Below are 18744 nucleotides of genomic sequence, written 5' to 3'. Positions count from 1 at the left end.
AACAGCACTTTCACCATCAGGCAGAACTGGATCGCGGCATCGGAGAATACAGGTGGTCGGCCTGGACGCCCGGACTTGGGGCCGAGCCACTTCATGTCCTTGTCGAGCCAACCTCTCACACATGCAAACATGTGTTGCCAGTCAACGGATCAACAGCGAGCCACGCCGCTTCAGGGGTTCGCTATAGGACTTCCAGTTCGTCGTGCGGTAGCGGCCTGCTTCGGGCTTGCTCATGCCGAGCCTGTTAACCTACCGGATTCGCAAGGTGAAACCTTTCGGCGTCGAGTTCTGCAACAATGCCCATATCATCATCGAACAACGCCAAAGCTGCCGTCAAAATTCTGGAAAGGTAGCGCCAGATGCTGACGAGATCGAAGTGATCAACAAGGAGCATATCCATTTTTTTGACTGTGGCGTGAATTTCGAAAAAGTCTCATGTCCTGAATGCCATACCAATATCGATCTGGATTGGTGGAGCCAGACAATGTCCGCAGACTTTGATAAAATTACAGGACTTCAGCTTATCGAACACAAACTATCTTGCTGTTCATCGGCCGTTTCACTCAATACATTGAAATATTCATTCCATGACAAAATTTCGGTCGAAGTGGTCAGAAAAATCGAAGCTACTTCGGAATGTGAGATTTCGGTCGTCTATCAACGGATCTAAACGCAACAGCGCTATAGTTCGCCCATAGAGCGAACCAACACGCTTTGCGGCCCCCCCCCGAACTTAAAGGTGGGTCAGTTCTCGATGGAAAATCCGGGTCGCTTCTGGATGAAAATCAACAATTTCTGCACAAAATCTGTGCATCCATGCCCCCGACGCTAAAATACTTGCTATCCTACACCATATCGTTACCGTTTCGTGAATATGTGTGATTTTGCTCGAATCGAACGAAATCAACACGTTCACGATCGCTCTGGGAGGGGAATCATGACTAAAAACCAAAAGTTCAACCGCCGCTCGTTCTTGACGAAATCGGCGCTCGCCGGTGGTGTCGCAACCGGTAGTGTCCTTGCGGCACCTGCGGTATTGGCACAAGCGCCGCTTGTTGTGAAAATGCAGACATCTTGGAACGATGCCAATATCTGGCAGGAATTTGCTCGCGACTATGCGACGCGCGTCGAAGAAATGTCGGGTGGCCGCATGAAGATCGACGTGCTGCCCGCCGGCGCGGTTGTTGGCGCGTTTCAAGTGCTTGATGCTGTCAACGACGGCCTGATCGACGCCGCTCATTCTGTTCCGGTTTACTGGTACGGCAAGAACAAGGCGGCGTCCCTGTTCGGCACCGGCCCGGTGTTTGGCGGGTCTGCGACAACGATGCTGTCATGGTTCTACGCTGGAGGCGGACAGGAGCTTTACGACGAGCTGACTCAGGAGATCATGGGACTCGATGTGGTCGGCCGTTTGGGCTTCCCGATGTTCGCGCAACCCTTTGGTTGGTTTAAGGGCGAGGTCAACACGGTTGCCGATCTACAGGGCCTGAAATACCGGACGGTCGGTCTGGCCGCTGACCTGATGTCCAAAATGGGCATGTCTGTAGCGCAGTTGCCGGGTGGCGAAATCGTGCCCGCGATGGAGCGTGGCGTCATCGACGCCTTCGAATTCAACAATCCGTCATCGGATAAGGACTTTGGCGCGCAGGACGTGGCAAAGAATTACTATCTTTCGTCCTACCATCAGGCTTCCGAGAGCTTTGAGTTTTTGTTCTCACGCACGTTCTTGGAAGATCTGGATCCCGATTTTCAGGCGATCCTGAAATATGGTGTCGAGGCGGCCTCGACCGCGAACACAGCTAAGGCAATGGACCGCTATTCCGCAGATCTCCAGTGGTTGCAGAATGATGCCGGCGTAACCATTCACCGCACGTCGAAGGAAATTCTGGATGCGGAACTGAAGGCTTGGGACGAACTGATCCCGGAACTGGAAACAGATCCTTTCATGAAAAAAACCCTCGATAGCCAGCGGGCTTGGGTCGAGCGGGTGTCCTACTATGAACTGATGAACTCCCCCGATTATGGTTTGGCCTACGACCACTACTTTCCGGGTAAGGTGAAGCTCTAACTCGGACTTGACGACCCATTGAAACCTCGGCGCCCACTGCGTCGAGGTTTCATTGGAAATCTACGGGGATATCATGATTTCTTTCATTCGGTTTGCCGATGGTCTTTCGGCATGGTTCGGCAAGGCCTTCGCGTGGCTTATCATCGTAATGGCCGTCGGGACGGGCTACGAGGTTTTCGTACGCTACGTCCTGAACAGTCCGACGGCTTGGGCGCTGGATGTGTCCTTCATCATGTATGGCGCTTTGTTCATGATGGGCGGAGCCTACACTCTGTCGCGGGGCGGCCATGTTCGGGGTGACTTTCTGTATCGGCTCTTGCAACCGCGCACACAGGCGAAGATCGACTTTGTGCTCTATCTCATCTTCTTTTTCCCCGGCGTCACCGCACTTATTTTTGCGGGTTGGAAATATGCTGCCAGATCATGGCGTTACGGCGAGGTGTCGGCGGCCAGTCCAGCCGGCGTTCCAATCTATCAATTCAAGGCGGTCATCGTCGCTGCCGGATTGCTTTTGTTTGTGCAAGGGATTGCGCAATTAATGCGCTGCATCATCGCAATGCGCACGAATGAATGGATCGAAGCCTCCGAGGATGTCTTCGAGACCGAAGACCTCTTAATGCGCGAAGCCAACAAGGCCGAGAAAGATCATCTATCATGACTGACCCTCAAGTCGCCCTAATGATGCTCGGGCTCTTCATTGTTTTTGTTTTTCTGGGATTTCCGATCGCCTTTACGTTGATGGCTATGGGGATCGGTTTTGGCTACTTTGCCTACTTCGATTCCAGCCGGATGTGGCGCGCCTTCGACCGCTTGGACGAAACCGCCAGCACTTGGGATAGTTGGTCGACCTGGATCGAGGGGTTTCTAAATAACCGCATCTTCGACCTATTCGTGAACCAGACATTTACCGTGATGTCGAACGAGGTTCTCACAGCCGTGCCATTGTTCCTGTTCATGGGCTACATCGTGGAACGCTCGAATATCGTCGATCGTCTTTTCACGACCCTGAATATCGCATCAAAGAACTTGCCGGGTTCGATGGGTGTTGCCGCATTGATCACCTGTGCGTTGTTCGCGACCGCCACGGGTATCGTTGGCGCTGTGGTGACCCTTATGGGCCTGTTGGCACTGCCAGCGATGTTGAAAGCGCGCTATGAGCCATCCTTCGCGGCAGGGATAATCTGTGCTGGCGGAACCCTTGGCATCTTGATCCCACCGTCGATCATGCTGATCGTCTATGCGGCTGCGACGAATGTGTCTATCGTTCGGCTCTATGCGGCAGCGCTCCTACCAGGTTTGACGCTTGTCGGACTCTATCTGATCTATATCGTTGGCCGATCGATCCTGCAGCCGTCATCGGCACCGCGTCCGACAAAAGACGAAGTGCCCGACATGCCAATGTTGAAGCTTCTCTGGCTTATTGTCACTTCTTTCGTGCCGCTGGCTTTCCTGATCTTCGCTGTGCTGGGTTCAATCTTGTTCGGTTTGGCAACACCAACCGAAGCCGCCTCTATCGGCGCGTTGGGCGGTATTCTACTGGCTTTCCTCTACCGGGCGATGACATGGCAGCGGCTGCGCGAAAGCGTATATCTGACCATCCGCACCACCGCGATGGTCTGTTGGCTGTTTGTTGGCTCCTACACCTTTTCGGCGGTATTTTCCTATCTTGGCGGAGAGCAGGTCATCGGCGATTTCGTGGCTGGTCTAGACCTGACGCCGATCCAGTTCCTGATCATCGCGCAATTGATCATCTTCTTGCTGGGTTGGCCGCTGGAATGGTCCGAGATCATCATCATCTTCGTGCCGATCTTCCTGCCGCTACTGGATGTCTTCGGCATTGATCCGCTGTTCTTCGGCATTCTGGTCGCACTCAATCTGCAAACAAGTTTCCTAACACCACCTATGGCGATGTCGGCCTACTACCTGAAAGGCATCGCCCCGCCCGAGCTACGTTTGACGCAGATTTTCAAGGGGGTTATGCCGTTCCTGCTTTGCGTCATCATTAGTATGGTCCTGATGTATGCGTTCCCACAGATCGTGTTCACCCTGCCGGATATGTTCTATGGCCGCTAACTTCAATAAAGCTGAGAGGCTCGCGCGCGCGCCGGGCGCATTACTGTTGCGTGACAGGTTGGCTTCGGGTGCGATTGACGCTCTTACGCTGGTCGAAAGCTACATCGCCCGGATTGAAGCCCGTGAACCTGAGGTCGGGGCATGGGCTTGGTTCGATCCCGACTTCGCGCGTGCGCAGGCTCGGACGCTGGATGCGCATCGCCGTGCCGGGCGGCCACTGGGGCGCCTTCATGGGCTGCCCGTCGGGATCAAAGACATCATCGACACCGCCCGGATTCCCACGGAAAACGGCTGCGTGCTTGACGCCGGGCGCATCCCCATACGCGACGCCTATGTTGTTTCGCAGCTCAAGAAAGAGGGCGCGATCATCATGGGCAAGACCGTGACGACAGAGCTTGCCTTCATGCACCCCGGCAAAACAGCGAACCCGCACAATCTTGCGCACTCGCCGGGCGGGTCGTCACAAGGGTCTGCGGCGGCGGTCGCCGATGGTATGGTTCCACTGGCCATCGGCACTCAAACCGGTGGTTCGATCATCCGTCCAGCTTCGTTTTGCGGCATCACCGGATATAAGCCCACTTTCGGAGCGATCCCGCGCAGCGGTATTCTGTCGCAATCCCCAACACTGGATACCGTCGGGGTTTTTGCCAGCGACCCAGGAGGAGCCGCACTGTTGGCTGAAGTGCTGTTTGGCCAAGACGAGGCTGATCCGGCGACCCACTACGAACCCGTGCCCGCGCTGGTGAAAGCGACGCAATCGAAACCTCCGCTCGCACCGGTTTTCGCGTTCGTCAAGCCGCCCGGTTGGGAGGACGCAGATCCGGATCTGCATGCAGCATTCGACGAGCTGATTGCGGCTCTCGGCGATCAGGCGTTTGAGGTCGAACTGCCTGGAGTCTTCACGGGGGCTGCCTCTCAGCGCCAGCTGATCAATTTCTCTGAAATGGCGTACCACTACTACCGCTACTGGCGCGACGGTGCAGACCAGTTGGGGGAAGAAACTCGGCAGGCCATCGAGAAAGGCAATGCGGCAGTCGCCCGCGACTATCTTTCGGCCTGCGACATCCCGCAAGTTCTGAATGCGGCGTTGGAAGAGATCTTCGAGCGATGTGACGCGATCCTGTGCCCTTCCGCAACAGGATCGGCACCCAAGGGCTTAGGCAGCACCGGCGATCCGATCTTCAACGGACTCTGGACATTGTGCGGGACCCCATGCCTCGGCCTTCCCCTACTGATTGCCGAAAACAATCTGCCAATGGGCGTGCAAATTGTTGGGATGCGCGGCAATGACGCGCGATTATTGCGAACGGGGCAATGGCTGTTTGATTGGGCGAGCAATCTGACATCCGATGATGACAACACGACAGGGAATAAATCATGAACCGAATTCTTGCACTATTCGCGTTTGTCGTTTTTGCGGTGTTCCTTGGAATCCTCGCAGTCAAGGTGCCCAGCCCGGATCTTGTCATCGTCATCACATTGACTGTGATTCTGGTCGCATATGACTTCATTACGTCGTGCAGCGACAAAAAGGACTGAATTTCGATGCCGAAACCGGTCATCTGGATCACCCGGACGCTGTCAGAGGCGACGCTGGAACGCGCACGACGCGACTATGAGGTGATCTGGGATGCCACTGACACGCCTGGCAGCGCCGATGACATCATCGCCATGAGCGCTCAGGTGGACGGTATCATCCCATGCCATTCTGAACATTTTAGCGCTGCAGTCGTGGAACAGCTTGATCCACGACTCAAGATCATCGCCAACCATTCAGTCGGCGTCGATCATTGCGATCTTTCGGCGCTGCGGTCTCGTGGGATCATGGTCACGAACACGCCCGGCGTTCTATCGGATGCGACTGCCGAACTGGCAATGATGCTGATGCTTTGTGCCGCGCGTAAGGCCATCTCTGGCGACCGGATCGTGCGGTCAGGGGCGTGGAATTTCTGGTCGCCTGCATTTCTTGTCGGCAAACAGGTGACCGGCGCGCGACTGGGTATAATCGGGATGGGTGGGGTTGGCTGTGCGATGGCGCGCAAGGCCCGCGGCTTTGATATGCAGATCCACTATCATAACCGTAGCCGGCTTGCGCCCGATGTCGAACATGGCGCGATCTTTCATGACACCCTCGACGGTCTTCTGGCAGTGTCTGATTTTCTGTCGCTCCATTGTCCCTCCACCCCGAAAACGGTGGGCATGATGAACGCATCACGGATCGCCCAGCTACCAGCCGGGGCTATTCTGGTGAACACGGCCCGAGGCAGTCTGATCGATGAAGCAGCACTACTGGCCGCAATTCAATCTGGCCAGATCGCCGCAGCCGGTCTGGATTGCTTTCGCGACGAACCGGGCGGAAATGCAGAATTTTCAGATCATGAGAATATTGTGATGATGCCACATGTCGGTAGCGCCACAGTCAAGACACGCGATGCGATGGGGGCCAAAGCACTCGACAACCTAGACGCTTTTTTCCGTGGAGACACGCCGCCAGATCTTGTCTGACTACGGCGACATTTTTTGTCATATCTCCCTGCATGATGGGGTCGAACGGGGTTTCTGTCGTAAATTTTCGCCGGGCAAGCTGTCAGCATTTGTTGGACACAATTATGCTGTGAGGGCCGCGATCTCTGCACCTGGCGAGACGCCTGTTTGATCGAATTGACCCTTGCGGATCATATGCGCGATTTTGGCTTTGCCCAGTTGAGCGGCACCAGAATGAAACGCCTTGAAACCCAGCATAGGGTGCGTGAGACGCTTAATGAAGCGATGACCTGCCTCAATCATGTAGTTGAGGTATCTTGATTGGATAATCCTAGCTGTTTGATCCCACGGTTTGGTGGTGCGATCCTTTCTGAGAAATGCAAGCGCCACGATCCCGTTGACCGGCAGGTGAATGCGCGCATTCACCGAGAGGGGTGCACGCCGTCAGAGCTGCAATACAATGATCGCAAGCTGCGCTCGCAACGCTGAGCAGAGAGCTTGGTACTAGTTTCTTCCTGCACGAATGGTGGCTGATCGCGATCATGCTCGCTATCGAAATCGGCCCATTCTACGACATCGCCTCAAACCGCCCCCCTAGCCAGACCGGAGCCTACGCGTGAGCCGCAAGGCGATTTCCCTCTTGCTCGTGCTGGCGTTGATTGGCGCAGTGTCGCCGCGCAGGACAGCGCGCAAACCGCAAGGGACGCGAATACATAGTCTACGTCTCGGGCGGAAACTCGAACCTGAAACCCTCGATGGGCGACATGGTCACAGTCACGCGTTGCTACAGAACTGATCCAGCGGCTCATCGTGGCTGTGTCGGCCCGTCCCGTCAGAAGCGAATGGCACGATTGGGTTACTTAGCGCCGGTCGCGGTGCCCTTGAGGAGCCCCTGCCCTATACAGATGCGCTTTGCGGAATTTTACGCATGCATTTCATTGTCCGAGGATCGACCGATGACCATCGCCTGCCGGGTGGCCAATACGATCACGGCCCGTTTCCAGGCCCATGACCTGCCCGCGCCCGAGGGGCGCACGGACTGATCAGCGCCCCGACCGGCGGCGCTTTGCACGCAGGCCCGGGGGCTTTCATCCAGTCGTCAGATCAGCGCGACCGGGCCTTAGCTGCGGTCGCGTCTTTTTGCTGCGTCGGCATTTCGATATTGATCTCAAGGCTCGAAATGTCGTCCCTGCGCTCCATTCGGATGTCGACCTCGTCATCCTCGATCTTCATATATTTACGGATCACGGCGAGGATGTCGTTTTGCATCGCGGGCAGGTAATCGGGCTCTTGCGAGCCACTGCCACGCTCATGCGCCAGCAAGATCTGCAGACGGTCCTTTGCCGTTTGCGCCGATTTCGGGCGGCGGGGCTTGAGAGAGAAACCAAACAAGCTCATGCGGACCGTCCGAAGAACCGACCGAGCAGACCGGGGCGCTTGTCGCTGCCGATACGCATCGGGACATCTTCGCCCAGCAAGCGCGCCACGGCGTCTTCATAGGCAGAGGCCGCACTTGAAGGAGCATCCAGCACGACCGGCATGCCAACATTCGAGGCGCGCAGCACCGCGGTGCTTTCGGGCACGATCCCCAGCAGCGGCACAGCCAGAAGCTCAAGCACGTCTTCTACCGCCATCATCTCGCCGCGGTCGATGCGGCCCTGATCGTGCCGGGTCAGAAGAACCTGCGACTTGACCGGCTCTAGGCCTTTCTCGGCGCGCTGCGTCTTGGAGGCCAGCAGGCCGAGAACGCGGTCGCTGTCGCGCACGGACGAGACTTCGGGGTTGGTCACCACGACTGCCTCATCCGCGTAATACATCGCCATCTGGGCGCCACGCTCAATCCCGGCGGGGCTGTCGCAGATGATGTAGTCGAAATCCTTACGCAGTTCGTCGAGCACCTTCTCGACGCCCTCCGAGGTCAGCGCGTCCTTGTCGCGGGTCTGCGAGGTCGGCAGGATCGACAACGTATCGACGCGCTTGTCCTTGATCAGCGCTTGGCTCAGGCGGGCATCGCCTTGCACCACGTTGATGAAATCAAAAACCACGCGCCGTTCGCAGCCCATGATCATATCGAGGTTGCGTAGGCCCACATCGAAATCGATGACCACGACCTTGTGGCCGCGTTTCGCGATGGCCGCCGAGATGGCAGCGGCCGAGGTTGTTTTGCCAACACCGCCCTTGCCCGAGGTGATGACGATCACCCGGCCGCGCGGTCCGTCTTCCTTGAGTTGGGTCATTGGAACGCCTCCACACATAAGTTGTCACCCTCGAGAAAGACCTGAACGCTGCGCTTGCGCAGCTCCGGTTCGATCGTCTCGCTGGTCTTGTAAAGTCCTGCAATCGCCAGCAATTCTGCCTGCTGGCTTTGACAAAAGATGCGCGCACTTTCGTCGCCATGCGCACCCGCAATAGCGCGGCCCCGCAGCGTGCCATAGACGTGGATATTGCCCGCGGCCACGATCTCGGCCCCCGAGGCGACAGACCCCACGATCGTCAGGTCGCCATGCTCGGCCACGACCATCTGCCCCGAGCGCACCGGCGCGGTGACGATCATATTGGACTTGGGCGGTGCCTCGGGCGTTTTCTTGGCAGGCTTCGCTTTGGTTTTGGCCGAAGGCAGCGCAGTCTCGCGGCCCACCTTGATTGGGATGATGCCGTAGCCCCGGACCGTGGAAAGCTGCACATCGGTCGCGTTTTGCGCCCCGAAGACCAGAAGACCGCGCTCAAAGAGCCTGTCGATCAGATCGCGGATCTTGCCGGGCACGTTCATATCCGGGACCAGCGCGAAATCGAGCACGATTGGTGCATCGTCCAGTATCTGCGGCGCCTGAGCCAGTGCTGCGTCGAGCCGTTCGTAAAACGTCTCGTCCATTTCGGATGTTTCAAGCCGTAGCGCGACGGCGGTCAGGAATAGACCGCGGAAATGAAAGGGTCGGACTGTGACCGGATCGGTGTCGCTCCGGGGGTCGCTGCTGGGGGTCTGCACGAGTGGCCTCGCTGTGCTCTGTGATTGGCGCAACGATTTGCGCTTCGTTTTTGCCCTTATTGGGTAGAGCGTGCGCGCTTGCCACCCACAAAACGGCCATCGCCGGATACTGGGCAGAAAGCTGCTGTCAATGATCGAATTTCCGCCGGTGGGCGCGCGTGTTCATGCGCGTGAACAGAGAGCCATACGCTGTCAGTCAGGCCCGGCGCGCCCATGACCTGCCCGACGCGCCACCCTGCCTGCGATGGTGCGGAGATGATGATCACGAAACGATAACACGAAAGTGACCTTGTCTAATCTTGGGTCACGCCCAGTAGGGCGGAAAAGTCCCGCATTGCCGCCCTCCGGACATCAAAATTTCTGCGCGACGTATCGAATGGTCGTGACCTGAGCCCCAATTCCCCTCCAGCTTTGCGCGGAGTCCTTGGGGTTATGCTCCGCTCCCCAAGCTTGGGCCGCCGGAAGCTAGATTTTTCCAGCTTCTTCACGATAACGGGCTGGTGACGCCATCAGGGTAATGCATGACAATCGGGACGTTGTAGCCGATCGCACTGTGGGGTCGGTCCTCGTTGTAGTGCCTACGCCAATCCTCCAGCTTTTCGTGGGCATCCGCAAGGCTCATAAACCAGTGCGCGTTCAGAGATTCCGACCTCAGCTTGCTATTGAATGCTTCGATATTCCCGTTCTCGGTGGGCTTCCCAGGCCGTAAGAAGTCGAGGGTGACGTTGTTGGCGTAGGCCCAGAGATCGAGGTCGCGAGATTTGAATTCGCTGCCGTTGTCGACCCGGATCGTCTTGGGGTAGCCGATGCGGGCATAGATGCGTTCTAAGGTCTGGACGACGTCCTCGCCGCGGTAGACGAAGCGAGGATCAGTCGCCGGTCTGAACCTCGAATGGGTGTAAACAATGGTCAGAATGCGGAGCTTCTTACCCATAGCGAGTTGGTCGTGAACGAAATCCATCGCCCAGATATCGTTTGGGCCGACGGCTTCCTGGCGGTCTTCGCGAAGCTTCGCCTTAACCCGTCGCTTGGGATTCTTGTTGCGCAACTGAAGGCCCAACTCTTTGTAAATCCGACGTGTCTTTTTCATATTGATCTCTCAGCCCTCTCGCCACAACACGACGTGGACGCGCCGGTAGCCATACCGCACGCGCCTTTCGCAGATCTCCTTGATCCTTCGTTCCAGCGCGGCCTGCCCGGGGCGGCGGGACTTGTAGTGGTAAGTCGAGGCATAGAACCGCAGGGCATCACATGCCCGCCGGATCGATACGCCCCAGTCCACCAGCATCCCGTCAACCAGCTTGCGCTTCCAGGCAGGCCTTAAAGCTTTCGGCGGATGACGTGCCTCACAACATATCGCGGTCGAGCGTCAGGTCGGCCACGATCTTCTTCAGCCGGGCATTCTCGTCCTCGAGCGGCTTCAGCCGCCGCATCTCGTCCGGCAGCAAGCCGCCATATCGCGTTTGATGGGCAAACAGTCCCCCGGATTGTTTGCAGCCCCGCCGCACTCCAGTTGAAGTAGGTCGCCTGACTGATCCCGGCCTTGCCGCAGATCTTTGCGACCGATGTGCCTTCCCCGCCCTGCTTCAAGATGAACGCCTTCTGCGCCTCCGTGAACTTCGATGCCTTCATCGTTCTCAACTCCTCTCCCAGCCAGGAAAGCTTAGCCAAAAACTCCAGTTCCAAACGGTCCAGTTTTCAGGGGCAGAGCAGTGCCGCCCAGCTAGCATGCTGGATTCACAAGATGAATCCCCTCACAAGATTTGTGCAACAGAGCCACTGCCGTTCTCAGGTTTCCGGGGAAAGCCCCCCTCCATCAGCCGATTTGTGCGACAAAGCTGGGGTGGATCCTAAAACAACTCAACATCGCTAACCGGTTCTGGCGGTTTGATTGGTTCGAATATCTGCGCCTCTCCCAACATCTTTTGTCGTGCGCGACCACTGTCTGGCCAAAATTCAATCCGTCTCGCCTGGGTGCCACCAAGACTTTGGCCTGAACACTCGATCCCTTCGCGCCGAAGAAAATCAAGCACAAAATACGCGTTCTTTTGCCCGACATCCGAAAGCCCAGCGATCATACGCGCACCGCCAAACACCTTGCATTTCAACCGGTCGCGTCGCGCGCCAAGTTTGATCAAATCGTTGATCAGCAGTTCCATCGCGTTCACGCCAAAACTTGCAGCCTGGACAGTGACATTGTTGCTTTCAGGAAGAAGAAAATGATTCATCCCACCGACTTTCGCGCTTTCGTCATACAGACACGATGCGACACATGATCCCAAGATTGTGGTGATGGAACGCCCACCGGATCCCGATGAGGCATACTCGCCCTGAGAAATATGTTGTGGGCGGATCGGGCTATTCATACCACCCTCCCGCGTGTGACAAACCGTTGTGCAACTGGGGGCTGACGCGTGCACAAGGCCAAAACCTCTCTCGCCATTGCGTCAAGTGGCACCGCGCGTTCCGCGCCGCCGGTTTCCAACGCTGCACGCGGCATCCCGAAAACAACCGAGCTAGCCTCGTCTTGCGCCAAGCAACGCGCGCCTGCCTGACGGAGTTTTAGCATCCCTTCCGCTCCATCTCGGCCCATACCTGTCAGCAGAACTCCGACCGCACGATCGCCAAGAAACTGCGCAGACTCGAACAAAACATCGACCGAGGGTCGATGGCCACTTCGTTTTTCTTCTCCCACCAGCGTGCAGCGCGCTGGCTCCCCCCGTGCGAGCGCCAGGTGATATGCACCGCCCGGCGCAAGATAGATACGCCCCTGCTCCAGCGGAGCATCAGGAGTTGCGAGTGCTAACTGAGGTTCAATCTGGCGCTGCAATCGCGCAGCAAAACTGGCCAGAAATGTCTCGGGCATATGTTGGGTGATTACAGTTGGAGGGCAGTTTTCTGGAAATTCCGATAGGAGCGTTTCCAATGCATCTACACCGCCGGTTGATGAGCCGACCAACGCGATCTTGCCATTCCAATCGAACCCCGCGGCCGGCGTCAGTTTCGGGCGTGGCCCGGCTGCGCGAAGCCGTGCTGTGGACGCTGCCACCAGCAAGTCAGCTAAATTCCAAAATGCCTCAGCGGTCGCTTTCAGCCGTGGCTTACCGATACATTCGACAGCACCGAGTGAAAGCGCCTCGAGCGCTGCCGCTGATCCTTTATGGGTCTCGGTCGAGACCATCACCACCGGCATCGGCCGCAACCGCATCAGTTTTTCGAGAAACTCCAGCCCGTTCATCCGGGGCATTTCAACATCGAGGGTCAAAACATCCGGGTTCAGCGTCTTGATTTTTTCGCGCGCTTCATATGGGTCTGCGGCCTCTCCAACCACAAGAAGACGTGTGTCATCCGCTATGATTGAGCGGATCAACTGACGGATCGTCGCAGAATCATCGACGATTAGAACCTTTTTGACCGGCATGTTTTCTCCTTTATGCGATCAAATGTGACGCGCATGGGCCTGGGGCGTCTCAAAAATCTTCCCAATCATCCTCGCTCGCCTCAAACTTGAGCGCAGCGCTTTGCTGCGTGACCTGCGCTGTGCGCGCCGCAGCAGGCTTAGCCGGCAAGGCCTGGGGTGCCATTCGAGGTGGCTCGGCAGGTTTAGGCGGAGGCGCGGCCGAAGTGCGAGTTTTAGAGATCGCTGAAGCTGGCGGAGTCGACAAAGTAGCGGTTGCCGGCACCTTAAATTGTTGCATCGTCTCACTGAGCTCGCGCGCACCTTGATTGAGCGAATGACTGGCTGCCGTGGTCTGTTCAAACATTGCCGCGTTTTGTTGGGTCACCTGGTCAAGTTGCGTCATCGCGGTGTTGATTTCAGTGAGGCCAAGTGCTTGCTCGCGCGCGTTCTGCGCGATTTGTGAGACGCGATCAGCCACATCAAGCACAGAGCCCAAAATTCCTTCGAGCGCGCGCCCAGTCTCCCCCACAAGATCAACGCCACGGGTGACATGATCAGATGAGGCAGTGATCAACGTATCGATTTCACGCGCCGCATCCGAGGAGCGTTGCGCCAGAGCGCGCACCTCAGAGGCGACGACCGCAAAGCCACGCCCGGCCTCGCCCGCGCGCGCGGCCTCAACCCCTGCGTTGAGCGCGAGAAGGTTGGTTTGGAACGCGATTTCGTCAATGACACCAATGATCTTGGAAATCTTCTGTGAACTGGTCTCGATCTCGCTCATTGCGGATACCGCCTGTTTCACAATTTCACCCGAATCCTCTGCACTTTTGCGCGCATCCGAAACGACACGATCTGCTTCCGCCACACCTTGTGCCGAGGCACTGACTGAGGCGCTCAACTCACCCAAAGCGGCAGCGGTTTCTTCAAGCGTTGCGGCTTGTTGTTCGGTACGTTTGGACAGGTCTTCGGAGGCATTCGAAATCTCACGCGCCTCGCCATCAATCGTCGTAGCGTTATCATTGACGATCTGCATTGCCATGCACAGGTTGCTGACCGCAGCATTGAAATCAGCCCGCAATGGTTCGTATTGTGGTTCAAATTCCTCGGAAATATCCGCCGTCAGATCCCCTTGCGACAAGGCCCCCAGACCAAGACGCAACGCCTCTACCACTGTTTCCTGCGCGGCCACCATTGCGGAATTGCGCGCTTGCGCCTGCTCCAAAGCTGCAGTGTCTGCGGTTACATCAGCCGCGATAAGGACGATTTTCATCAACCGCGCGCTGCGATCGGCGACAGGATTGATCGTGCCCTCAACAAGGTGAGTGCGCCCATCCGGTCCCGTCAGTGTGAAGCGGCCTTGAACCGCCTTGAGGGCCGAAGGTGCGCTCCAGATGTCGCGCCCATCAGGCGCGGACAAAATGACGCGCATATCCTTACCCAGCAGCGCATCACAGCCCTGCCCCAGCATTGCGCGGATTTTATCGTTCAAGCGCGTAATCACAAAATTCGGATTGATATCACAGACCAGTTGATGGGCATCAATCGCGTCGATCAAAGCACGCTGAGCCCGCATTTGCGTCACGTCGCGCAGCTCGACCACCAGACCAATCACCGAGTCGGTTTCATCCGTGATTTCAGTGACTCCCACGCCAAATCGACCCTCACCCACCTTGATGTCAACATGCAGAGGCATATGCGAACGATCACTAATCTGGGCGCGCGCAGCTTCGGGCAGAACATGAATATCATTCAACGATCTCCCAACCAGTTTATCCGCTTCAAGATCAGGGGTGACTTCGCGGAATGCGTCAATCCGGCTGTTTACCAGATTAACCAAAGCCTTATTAACATGGATGATGTGGAAATCAGGGTTGACCATCATCAGGGCTGCGGACGCATTTTGAAATGCAGTGCCTTGTATGTGGGCATCTTGCGCAACCGCATCGGCATGCAGCAAATCAGCACGCAACTCGTCGAGCGCGGAGGCGATAACGCCCACCTCATCGCGCCGCGCAGTGCCATGCACTTTTTGCGTGCGCTCGCCCATCGCGATGGCGCGGATCGTGGCGCCAAGTTTGCGCAGGGGCGAAGATACCGAGCGCGCCATCAGCGTGGAAAGTGCCCCAAGAAGTAGGACAAGCCAGCTGGCATGAAACAGCATAGAGCGCGCGAGCGTCGTCGCGGAAGCAAAAAGTTCGCTCGTATCCTGCTCCACCACGGCCGCATAGCTGCGATCAAAGAGGGAAAACGGCATATAGGCGGCTGTGACAGATCGGCCTTCAAGGCCGATTTCCACAACCAGACCATTGCCCCCCGCAAGCGCGTCTTTGACGGCCAGTGTCTCAATCACCGAGCCCGGCACGACTCCCTCGACAGGGTGGCGCAACACATTAAGCAACTGCCCGGCGCTATCGACGACAAAGCCCTCGCCCGTCTCGCCCAAGCCACGTGCGACCCCAATCTGAACACCAAGGGCCGTTGCAGGAATGCGCACGGCAAGTACGCCAAGGCGCATCCCATTGGCACTGAACACGGGCATTGCGGCATAGATCTCGCTCGTATTGCCATTGATTAGAATGTCACTGGTGAAGATTTTCCCGACCGGCGCCTCTGCGCCCTCGGTTGCCAAGGTTTCCAGCGGCCCTGCGCCTTGCGTCAGATCAGCGGCGAACTCTGCGTCTTTATTGATCGAATAGACCACCCGTCCGGTGCGATCGATCAGATAGAGGTCGCTATAGCCCTTTTGCGTCGCCTCGGTCAGGAACCCTGTATGATAGCGGCGATGCTGGATCGAGTAATCCGTCGCGTCGCCGGCATATTCAAGCTTGGAGCGTTCTTCGGGACTGTTGGGATTTTCATCGCGATAGGCACGCGACACGGTTTGGGCGGCCTCCTCGCCCAACTGTTTCCAACCACGATTGAAATCATACAGAGCACGCGCGGTGACGGCGTTGCCCGCTAACGACCGCAGATCGCTTAGCACCCGCTCTTCCCAGATGGCAATGCCTGCAACGCGCGTGTTCAACGTGCGTTGCAACCGCGCCGAGCCTTCGGTCTTGAGCAAACCATAGGCTTCGCGATAAGCCAGAGCCCCCATAATCGTCAGTGCCACCATCGCGATGGCAACCAGCATCAGAGGAAGCTTGATCGACAGCTTCAGATTGTTCAAAAAACGCATGCAAATTCTCCGGCGGGACGTTGGCAGACAATCGGGGCCGCCCAAAACCGGGACGGCCTTGATGCGACCATCGGGCCAAGACCTGAAGATTTGCTAAATACCGATGCGATTTTAGCGGGATGCGTTTGTTAAAATGCAATCTAATGCGGGCCTGCGCGCCTAAAATGCCCCGAAAGCAGCGCGCAACAGGCCAACACGGCGGGAAAATTCAGAACGTTCAAGCCCGCCCGCCGCGACGGTTTCCGGCGCGGCACACACCCGTTTGAGCTGCGCCCGCGCCTGCCAACCGGGTATCAACGCCACGCGCGCGGACCCCTTGAGCGCGCGGGATTGGCGCGCAAAGTCAAGCCGCGCAAGTCCCTCACGCGCATAGGCGGCCAGCGCCTCGTGCGACAGATCGGCGACGGGCGCGCGCGCGCGGGCTACCAGTTCGGGCACCGCCTGCAAAAGTGCCGCCAAGCCCGCAGCAGAACCAAAGGCGCGCACCGCAACCTCGGCCTGCAGATCCGCCCCAAGTGCCTCGGCGCCCGCCCAATAGACACTTCCCGCGGTCTGATCGAGATAGGCCCAAAGCGCAGACGCATCGCTCATCGGCTCGGGCCAGCAATCGGCACGCCGCGCCTCGGCTACAGCAATCAGATGACGCGCGGGCGCGGCGACCTGCACCAAAGCGGGACCGATTTCATGGGGCGGTTCGCGCCCCTCGCCCACCCCTTCAAGCGCATCAATCCACCATTGCAGACGCATTTCTGCCACCATCGGCTCGCTAGACGCCCAAGGCGCGCGCGCGATTTCAAGATTGGCGGCGTAAAGCGGCCAAAGCCGGTCGCGCAGCGGCGCGGGTGTGGCCATGGTCGCGGCAAACCGGTCCGGATCGCCCTTGCGCACGGCCTCGGCGCAGGCGTGCAAGCTGGTAGCAAGATCGCTCATGCCGGTTGCGCGCCATCGCGCAGCAGCTTCCAGATCATCGCATCCAGAAGGGCTTCGAAACTGGCGTCCACTATGTTGGGCGACACGCCCACGGTGGACCAGCGCCGTCCGGCCCCGTCTTCGGAATCAATAATCACGCGGGTCACGGCCTCGGTCCCGCCTTGGGTGATGCGGACGCGAAAATCGACCAGTTTCATGTCGTCGATATAGGCCTGATAGGGGCCTAAATCCTTGCTCAGCGCCTTAGACAGCGCGTTGACGGGGCCGCGATCATGGCCCTGATCGTCCATGCTTTCGCTCACCGACAGCATCTTTTGCCCGGCCACTTTCACCACCACCACGGCCTCGGAGATCGAGACCATCTGATCATAGCGATTCTTGCGCCGTTCGACCGTGACCTTGTAGCGCTTGACCTCGAAGAATTGCGGCAGCAGGCCCAGTTCGGCCCGTGCAAGCAGCTCGAAACTGGCCTGCGCGCCGTCATAGGCATAGCCCTGATCCTCGCGCTCCTTGATCAGATCAAGGATGCTCGGCAGCGCGGGATGGTCGCGCGCCACCTCGATCCCCATAGATTTCAGCCGCGCGCGCAGGTTGGACTGGCCCGCCTGATTGGACATCGGGATCAAGCGCGTATTCCCGACCAAAGCCGGTTCGATATGTTCGTAGGTCGAGGGATCTTTCAGGATCGCGCTGGCATGCAGCCCGGCCTTGTGCGTGAAGGCCGAGGCCCCGACATAAGGCGCAGAGCGCAACGGCACGCGGTTGAGGATGTCATCGAGCTTGCGCGAGAGCTTGGTGATCCCGGCCAGCGCCTCGTCCGAGATCGCGGTTTCCAGCGTGGAGGCGAAGGGCTCCTTAAGCAGCAGCGTCGGGATCAGCGAGATCAAGTTGGCATTGCCGCAGCGCTCGCCCAGCCCGTTGAGCGTGCCCTGCACCTGACGCACCCCGGCCTCGATCGCGGCCAAGCTACCGGCCACCGCATTGCCGGTATCGTCATGGCAATGGATGCCCAAGTGATCCCCCGGAATGCCCGCCGCGATCACCGCGCCCACGATTTGCGTGATCTCGCCGGGTAGCGTGCCGCCATTGGTGTCACAGAGCACAACCCAGCGCGCGCCCGCCTGATACGCAGCCAAGCAGCAATCCAGCGCATAGGTGGGATTAGCCTTGTACCCGTCAAAGAAATGCTCGGCGTCAAATAGCGCCTCGCGGCCTTGGGCCACCATATGGGCCACGCTCGCGTGGATATTTTCGAGGTTCTCGTCCAGCGTGATCCCAAGCGCCGCGGTGACGTGAAAATCATGGGTCTTGCCGACCAGACAAACGGCAGGCGTATTGGCGTTCATCACCCCTGCCAGCACATCGTCATTGGCCGCCGAGCGCCCTGCCCGCTTGGTCATCCCAAAGGCCGTGAAGGTCGCACGGGTCTGGGGGCGCGCGTCGAAAAACTCGCTGTCGGTCGGGTTCGCGCCGGGCCAGCCGCCCTCAATATAGTCGATCCCGATGGCGTCGAGCGCGCGCGCGATCTCGACCTTTTCAGGCACCGAGAACTGCACCCCCGCCGTCTGCTGACCGTCGCGCAGAGTGGTGTCGTAGAGATAGAGGCGTTCACGGGTCATAATTTT

14 protein-coding genes and 3 pseudogenes are annotated in these 18744 nt (G+C 58.0%); 6 read left to right on the top strand and 11 right to left on the bottom strand.

Annotated elements, in window-relative coordinates:
- Window positions 1-234, bottom strand: a pseudogene (locus QZ571_RS14755) (transposase); the annotation flags it as partial.
- Here QZ571_RS14755 and QZ571_RS14750 point away from each other — a divergent pair.
- The 6 genes from QZ571_RS14750 (at window position 233) to QZ571_RS14725 (ending at window position 6646) form a co-directional block, all read left to right on the top strand.
- Window positions 233-670, top strand: coding sequence for a hypothetical protein (locus QZ571_RS14750; RefSeq protein WP_295536456.1), 438 nt, complete (start codon window positions 233-235; stop codon window positions 668-670). The pseudogene QZ571_RS14755 and the gene QZ571_RS14750 sit on opposite strands and share 2 nt — an antisense overlap.
- 267 nt (window positions 671-937) lie before the next feature.
- A complete protein-coding gene (locus QZ571_RS14745) occupies window positions 938-2068 on the top strand; it encodes a TRAP transporter substrate-binding protein (RefSeq protein WP_295536455.1) in 1131 nt (376 codons plus the stop codon).
- 73 nt (window positions 2069-2141) lie between these two features.
- Window positions 2142-2726, top strand: coding sequence for a TRAP transporter small permease subunit (locus tag QZ571_RS14740; protein ID WP_295536453.1), 585 nt, complete (start codon window positions 2142-2144; stop codon window positions 2724-2726).
- Window positions 2723-4141 (top strand): TRAP transporter large permease subunit, encoded by a 1419-nt coding sequence (locus QZ571_RS14735; RefSeq protein WP_295536450.1) that lies wholly within the window; start codon window positions 2723-2725, stop codon window positions 4139-4141. The genes QZ571_RS14740 and QZ571_RS14735 overlap by 4 nt, the downstream gene beginning before the upstream one ends.
- Window positions 4131-5522 carry an amidase gene (locus tag QZ571_RS14730; RefSeq protein WP_295536449.1) on the top strand — a complete coding sequence of 464 codons (1392 nt, stop codon included), beginning with the start codon at window positions 4131-4133 and terminating at the stop codon, window positions 5520-5522. Before QZ571_RS14735 ends, QZ571_RS14730 begins: the two co-directional genes overlap by 11 nt.
- Before the next feature lie 164 nt (window positions 5523-5686).
- Window positions 5687-6646, top strand: a complete 960-nt coding sequence (locus tag QZ571_RS14725; RefSeq protein ID WP_295536446.1) for a D-glycerate dehydrogenase — start codon at window positions 5687-5689, stop codon at window positions 6644-6646.
- Window positions 6647-6748: 102 nt separating this feature from the next.
- On the opposite strand, the pseudogene QZ571_RS14720 reads toward QZ571_RS14725, so the two are convergent.
- The 10 genes and pseudogenes from QZ571_RS14720 to cimA all read right to left on the bottom strand — a co-directional run.
- Window positions 6749-6964: pseudogene (locus QZ571_RS14720) on the bottom strand (DDE-type integrase/transposase/recombinase); the annotation flags it as partial.
- Window positions 6965-7729: 765 nt separating this feature from the next.
- Window positions 7730-8023, bottom strand: coding sequence for a cell division topological specificity factor MinE (minE, locus tag QZ571_RS14715; RefSeq protein ID WP_295536444.1), 294 nt, complete (start codon window positions 8021-8023; stop codon window positions 7730-7732).
- Window positions 8020-8862, bottom strand: a complete 843-nt coding sequence (gene minD, locus QZ571_RS14710) for a septum site-determining protein MinD (RefSeq protein WP_295536441.1) — start codon at window positions 8860-8862, stop codon at window positions 8020-8022. Before minD ends, minE begins: the two co-directional genes overlap by 4 nt.
- The gene (gene minC / locus QZ571_RS14705) at window positions 8859-9611 is read right to left on the bottom strand and encodes a septum site-determining protein MinC (protein ID WP_366929959.1); all 753 of its coding nucleotides are present in this window, start codon (window positions 9609-9611) and stop codon (window positions 8859-8861) included. The genes minD and minC overlap by 4 nt, the downstream gene beginning before the upstream one ends.
- 484 nt (window positions 9612-10095) lie before the next feature.
- Window positions 10096-11243 (bottom strand): annotated as a pseudogene (locus tag QZ571_RS14700) (IS3 family transposase).
- A gap of 218 nt (window positions 11244-11461) precedes the next feature.
- Window positions 11462-11977 (bottom strand): chemotaxis protein CheD, encoded by a 516-nt coding sequence (locus tag QZ571_RS14695; protein WP_295536438.1) that lies wholly within the window; start codon window positions 11975-11977, stop codon window positions 11462-11464.
- Entirely contained in the window at window positions 11974-13032 is a 1059-nt protein-coding gene (locus QZ571_RS14690; RefSeq protein WP_295536435.1) for a chemotaxis response regulator protein-glutamate methylesterase, read from the bottom strand. Before QZ571_RS14690 ends, QZ571_RS14695 begins: the two co-directional genes overlap by 4 nt.
- Window positions 13033-13081: 49 nt before the next feature.
- Entirely contained in the window at window positions 13082-16189 is a 3108-nt protein-coding gene (locus QZ571_RS14685; protein WP_295536432.1) for a methyl-accepting chemotaxis protein, read from the bottom strand.
- 159 nt (window positions 16190-16348) lie between these two features.
- Window positions 16349-17119 carry a squalene/phytoene synthase family protein gene (locus QZ571_RS14680; RefSeq protein ID WP_295536429.1) on the bottom strand — a complete coding sequence of 257 codons (771 nt, stop codon included), beginning with the start codon at window positions 17117-17119 and terminating at the stop codon, window positions 16349-16351.
- Complete coding sequence (gene cimA, locus QZ571_RS14675; protein ID WP_295536426.1) at window positions 17116-18738, bottom strand: citramalate synthase; 1623 nt, start codon at window positions 18736-18738, stop codon at window positions 17116-17118. Before cimA ends, QZ571_RS14680 begins: the two co-directional genes overlap by 4 nt.
- Window positions 18739-18744: the final 6 nt, after the last annotated feature.

It is taken from the genome of uncultured Thioclava sp., from assembly GCF_913064665.1.
Lineage (GTDB): Bacteria > Pseudomonadota > Alphaproteobacteria > Rhodobacterales > Rhodobacteraceae > Thioclava > Thioclava arctica.
This window is presented reverse-complemented; position numbering and strand designations above follow the sequence as displayed.